General features: G+C 44.2%; 4 protein-coding genes. 1 reads left to right on the top strand and 3 read right to left on the bottom strand.

The window, feature by feature from the left end:
* A partial coding sequence (locus CAG68_RS21650) for a metal-dependent hydrolase (RefSeq protein ID WP_161441645.1) occupies positions 1 to 673 on the top strand: 673 nt, incomplete at its 5' end.
* Between the two features lie 40 nt (positions 674 to 713).
* Here CAG68_RS21650 and CAG68_RS21645 read toward each other — a convergent pair.
* From CAG68_RS21645 to CAG68_RS21635, 3 genes are all read right to left on the bottom strand, one after another.
* Entirely contained in the window at positions 714 to 1,106 is a 393-nt protein-coding gene (locus tag CAG68_RS21645) for a hypothetical protein (RefSeq protein ID WP_005376463.1), read from the bottom strand.
* A gap of 500 nt (positions 1,107 to 1,606) precedes the next feature.
* Positions 1,607 to 3,367, bottom strand: coding sequence for an ABC transporter ATP-binding protein/permease (locus CAG68_RS21640; protein ID WP_005376462.1), 1,761 nt, complete (start codon positions 3,365 to 3,367; stop codon positions 1,607 to 1,609).
* Between the two features lie 173 nt (positions 3,368 to 3,540).
* A complete protein-coding gene (locus CAG68_RS21635) occupies positions 3,541 to 4,155 on the bottom strand; it encodes a 3'-5' exonuclease (protein ID WP_005376459.1) in 615 nt (204 codons plus the stop codon).
* Between the last annotated feature and the right edge of the window lie 311 nt (positions 4,156 to 4,466).

Raw genomic sequence — 4,466 nt, 5'->3', positions numbered from 1 at the left:
TTATGGAACACAGCTTCTATGGCCGATAAGCAACACGCGTTATGCTTGGAACACTATTTCGGTAATCGACCCCGCGTTCACACTCCCTATTTTAATATTGCTTTTGTTTGTTGCACTGAAGCGAAGCCCAAACTATGCCCGCATTGCATTTTTATGGTGCCTGGCTTACCTAAGTCTTGGAACGATACAACGAGATAGAGCAGAAGTAGCTGGTTGGGAAATCGTCAAAGAGCGACAACACAACGCTATACAATTAAAAGCCAAACCAAGCTTTAGCAACCTTTTGGTTTGGAAGCTGATTTATGAAACGGAAGATAACTACTATGTAGATGCAGTAAGGGTAGGGCGTTCAATAAAAATTTACCCTGGCGAATCAACTCCAAAGTTAAATATAAAAGAGCAATTTCCGTGGCTAAACCCGCAATCGCAACAAGCAAAAGACATCGAACGTTTCCGTTGGTTTTCAAACGGTTTTGTAGCGAAGGATCCGAATAATGAAATGCGAATTGTTGATATGCGTTATTCCATCGTACCAAACCAAATTAATGCGTTATGGGGCATCAATCTATCCCCAAAAGCCAGCGCAGACGCGCACGTTGAATACACTGCTCATCGAGGAAGTACTGCAGAAGATCGCCAAGTTTTTTTCAACATGCTTACGGATTTTGAGTGATGGTTTTACTTTGGATGTCGATGCGGTTTCGTAATAACTATTACGCAGACTGAAAGTCCTTTACTAGGGTCGGCTTGCTAGCGAAGAAAATCTTGCCAAACAGGGACTTGTACTTCCAGCCAAGAGACAAAAGCCGTTTAGCTAAGTTCTTGTTTTCAATGATTGCAACCTCAACACCTTGGTAGTGGTAAGGATTGCTTTTGATGTAGTCGATAAATGCAGTAAGCACGCCTTGCCCGCGAACGGAGGGTGCAAAGTTGACTGCTACAATAGAAAAGCGTTGGCTACCTGCTGGGCAACGGACTAAACAGTGCCCAAGAGGATGAGTAATAGTCTCAGAAAATTCAGGAAAAGGGCGAGACTCAAGCTCTTGAGAAAGCGCATCGTATCGCTGACATAGATAAGAAAATAGTTGTTTCGCTTCGCTGTTCATATCGGTGCCGCTTTTGTGTTGCTTGGTTTAAAGGCATTGATGTCTCAAATATTGTAACCATAGATAGCAACACAAAACGCGGTAAACTTTTTCAGTAATGATTTCCTATTTTTGAAACCTGAGTTGTTACAAATGAAGCTAGTTGGGTTTTATATGGTAGTTGTGAACGAGTGTTTCTAGTTGAAGGGAGAATACGCTGGTTACTGGATTCTTACTGGAATTCCTTTGTTAAAAGGCGAGCTGCTTGGTTTAATGCCGCTCGTTTAACTGCGAGTGGCATCTTTTGTATTTCGTCACCTTGTACAGCGACGATGGGACATGATGTGGGATCTTCTATCCTGGCTCTTCATGGTCTAAATTATCTCATTAACCACTCAGAGCGCTGCTATTAGATTCCTAGTCTCGCAAGGGCTCGCTGGACTGACACAAAAACATCGTTAAACTCCTGTTATTAAATTATTTGGTCCGCCTTTGCTTATTTTTGAGCGCTTAACTAGGCGTTACTCCAAGTGCTTAAATTGCAATGCTACAAGTCGCTGATACAACTCACAGCTTTGCATTAATGATTGGTGGTTACCAACATCGACTAATTCGCCATTGTCGAGCACCGCAATTTTATCCGCATGTTGGATAGTCGAAAGACGATGAGCAATGATCAGCGTTGTGCGTCCTTTCATTAGAGCTTCAAGTGCTTGCTGAACGTGATGTTCACTTTCACTATCAAGGGCGCTGGTAGCTTCGTCTAGCAGTAAGATTTTTGGATCTTTTAGAATCGCGCGAGCAATCGCAATACGCTGCTTTTGTCCGCCCGATAGCCTAACGCCGCGCTCGCCTAAAAAGCTGTGATAGCCTTCGGGATGCTTCTCAATAAACTCATGGGCATGGGCTTTTTTCGCGGCTTCGATAACTTGTTCATCCGTCGCTTCAGGATTACCGTAGCGAATATTATGAAAAACATCATGGCTAAACAGCGCTGGTTGTTGTGGTACGAGCGCCATTTGGCGTCGAAGCTCGTTTGGGTTGAACTGTCGAATATCTTCACCACCAAACAACACTTGCCCTTGCTGTGGGTCATAAAATCGTTGCAGCAGTTCGAATAGTGTTGTTTTACCTGCACCAGAAGGGCCGACCAACGCCAACACTTTTCCTTGTTCAGCGGTTAGATTTAATTCTTTGATTGCTGGTTGATTTGGTCGAGAAGGGTAGTTGAAACTCACCGAATTAAAGTTAACCTCAGCAGGCATGTCGGAACGGACAGGCAAATAGTTGTTCGGCGCTTTAATATCGCTGTCTACTTGAAGGATCTCAATCAGCCGTTCGGTAGCACCTGCGGCTCTTTGCAATTCACCCATGACTTCGGAAATGGTTGCAGTCGATGAGGCAACCATAATGGCATAAAACACAAATGCGGCTAGGTCACCCGCAGACATTTTTCCGTGAATCACATCGCTGCCGCCTACCCAAAGCATGCCTGCAATCGCGCTGAACACAATCACAATAACGCCTGATATCAGGATCGCTCGCTGTTTTACTCTCTGTCTGCCTATTTCATAAGCTTTTTCCACCTCGACAGCGAAAGCCGCTTGTTCATGCGACTCTGAGCTAAAACTTTGCACGGTTTTAATATGTTCTATCGCTTCTCCAGCGTAGCTGCCAACATCAGCCATTGAGTCCTGACTTTGACGAGAGAGCGCACGCACACGTCGTCCATAAAACAAAATTGGTACCAAAACCAAAGGCACAGAAGCAAGCACAATCAGCGTGAGCTTAACGTTGGTAGCGAATAACATAATGATGGCACCAAAGCACATCAAAGCGCTACGCATCGCCATTGAGAACGATGAACCGATAATGCTTTGCAGCAATGTGGTATCGGTAGTCAGGCGCGACATTATGTCGCCACTACTGTTAGTCTCAAAATAGCTCGGATGCAGCGTAATCACATGGTTAAACACCGCAAGGCGAATATCCGCACTAACGCGCTCACCTACGGCAGAGACAAGGTAAAAGCGAAAGAAAGTCCCAATGGCAATACACAATGTGACACCGACAATAAACTGAATCGCATTGGTGAGCTCTTGCAATGATTGCTGAGCAAAGCCTTGGTCGATAAGAATGCGCACTCCATAGCCAACGGATAACGTCAAACTTGCTGTCGCGACAAGGGCAACCAAGGCTGCCGCAACCCGCCATTTATAAGGTGCAATAAAGGTGTTGAGTTTAAGAAGAATGCTGAGATTTTTGTTATTTTTTCTGCTCATGAGTGACTCACAAAGCGTTTTAGGTACCTGGCATAGTAAGCCAGTTTGGTTGGTGAGACCAGCGAACTTCCGCTTTCGGATTAGGAAATTAACTGGGATAACCAATATCGCATGTATATCGAAAATCACTTAAACGTCTAAGAGACTAGAATCAGCTTTTAGTTCGGAGGGGGTTACGCACGGCTTTTGGCGAGTAGCAGGTCGACTTTTCCTTTGGCTGTTTTACTGACCGTTTGCATCAACTGAAAACTTGGTTTTTCGACGCCTGAGTTTTCTATCCCTTCGACCATTAAGAGCCAAAGCTTGGCTGTCATTTGCGCATCGGCTAGTGCTCGGTGGAAAACACCGTCGTTGTCGATATTTTTATAGCGAACAAGTTCACCTAGCTTATGTGATGGGGCTTCTTGAATGAGCCGTCTTGCCACTAGTAAGGAGCAAGCAAACTCACCCGAATAACCACAGTTGATTCGTTCAAGCTCCGCATCTAAAAATCGTTTATCGAAGGACGCGTTGTGAGCGATAAGGTTTTCGCCTGCAATGAACTCACTAAATGACGCCATTACCTCTTCGCAGCTTGGTGCCGATCGCAACATATTGTTGGTAATGCCGGTGTAGTTCTCAATGAAAGAACTCACTCTGAAACCGGGATTCATGAGTTGCTGAAAACTATCGACAACCTCGCCATTGACTAACTTTACTGCACCAATTTCTATTGCGCGATCACCTAAAGTAGGAGAGAGACCTGTGGTTTCAAAGTCGAGTACGACCACAGAGTTTGCTTGAGGCATAAAATTTTCCAGCTGAGTAATATTGCGCAAGAGTATTATCGAAAGCGACAGAAAAAGAAAGGCGAACACAATGGTGAATATCTGTCTATCTTTACTCCACAAAGTCAGTGTTCGTCGTCCACTGTTTATGGACAGGTACGTTCTGGCTTACCCATCGCGGCTTGTGCGGTAGCCTTATATTTCAAATGTTTTTCGGCTTTTCGATTCATTTCAATTAAGCATTAACTTTCGATACAACATACTGATTATAAATTGATTTTATAAATCAACTTCGGCATCATTCACGGCTTGATTTTGAGTATGAATATCAT

Origin of the sequence: Vibrio sp. V42_P2S4T144 (assembly GCF_009904715.1) — a bacterium.
Lineage (GTDB): Bacteria > Pseudomonadota > Gammaproteobacteria > Enterobacterales > Vibrionaceae > Vibrio > Vibrio alginolyticus.
Note: the sequence above shows the minus strand (reverse complement) of the source record. Positions and strands in the feature narration are given on the sequence as shown.

Coding starts and splice junctions, on each gene's coding strand:
- CAG68_RS21645 (WP_005376463.1), bottom strand. CDS start 1,106: ATGAACAGCGAAGCGAAACAACTATTTTCTTATCTATGTCAGCGATAC.
- CAG68_RS21635 (WP_005376459.1), bottom strand. CDS start 4,155: ATGCCTCAAGCAAACTCTGTGGTCGTACTCGACTTTGAAACCACAGGT.
- CAG68_RS21640 (WP_005376462.1), bottom strand. CDS start 3,367: ATGAGCAGAAAAAATAACAAAAATCTCAGCATTCTTCTTAAACTCAAC.